1 tRNA gene and 2 rRNA genes are annotated in these 897 nt (G+C 46.9%); all 3 read left to right on the forward strand.

The window, feature by feature from the left end:
* Positions 1–239 (forward strand): 16S ribosomal RNA (locus L4D12_RS25460); the annotation flags it as partial.
* Positions 240–306: 67 nt separating this feature from the next.
* A tRNA-Glu gene (locus L4D12_RS25465) sits at positions 307–382 on the forward strand.
* Between the two features lie 282 nt (positions 383–664).
* A 23S ribosomal RNA gene (locus L4D12_RS25470) occupies positions 665–897 on the forward strand; the annotation flags it as partial.

Below are 897 nucleotides of genomic sequence, written 5' to 3' on the forward strand. Positions count from 1 at the left end.
GGATTGGAGTCTGCAACTCGACTCCATGAAGTCGGAATCGCTAGTAATCGTAGATCAGAATGCTACGGTGAATACGTTCCCGGGCCTTGTACACACCGCCCGTCACACCATGGGAGTGGGCTGCACCAGAAGTAGATAGCTTAACCTTCGGGAGGGCGTTTACCACGGTGTGGTTCATGACTGGGGTGAAGTCGTAACAAGGTAGCCCTAGGGGAACCTGGGGCTGGATCACCTCCTTAAACGATAGACTGCTGTTTTATGCAGTGTCCACACAGATTGCTTGGTTAATAGTAAAGACWATACCGGGTCCCGTTCGTCTAGAGGCCTAGGACACCGCCCTTTCACGGCGGTAACAGGGGTTCGACTCCCCTACGGGACGCCACTTTCTAAGTGTTCTCATTGAGAATGGTTAGAAAGTGGATACTTCGGTAAACACATGYTCTTTAACAATCTGGAAAGCTGACTAGTAAATTCAATCGAATGATTGAATTAACAAATAGTTTTATCGTCTYTTTATAAGAGTGGTAAAACGAGTTCTCAACACAAACACATTCAAGTGTCTTGTATCGAGTCCGGCGAAAAACCAAAGTCCTTATCTTTCTTGATCGAAGATAACGACGCAAACCTTGGTTGTTTGAACATACGAAACCTCTTGGGGTTGTATGGTTAAGTGACTAAGCGTACACGGTGGATGCCTTGGCAGTCAGAGGCGATGAAGGACGTATTAACTTGCGATAAGCCCAGTTTAGGCAGTAAAAGCCACCTGAGACTGGGATTTCCGAATGGGGAAACCCACTTGCATAAGCAAGTATCGTTACGTGAATACATAGCGTAACGAGGCGAACCGGGGGAACTGAAACATCTAAGTACCCCGAGGAATAGAAATCAACCGAGATT

The organism is Photobacterium nomapromontoriensis, from assembly GCF_050336815.1.
GTDB classification, from domain to species: Bacteria; Pseudomonadota; Gammaproteobacteria; order Enterobacterales; family Vibrionaceae; genus Photobacterium; species Photobacterium nomapromontoriensis.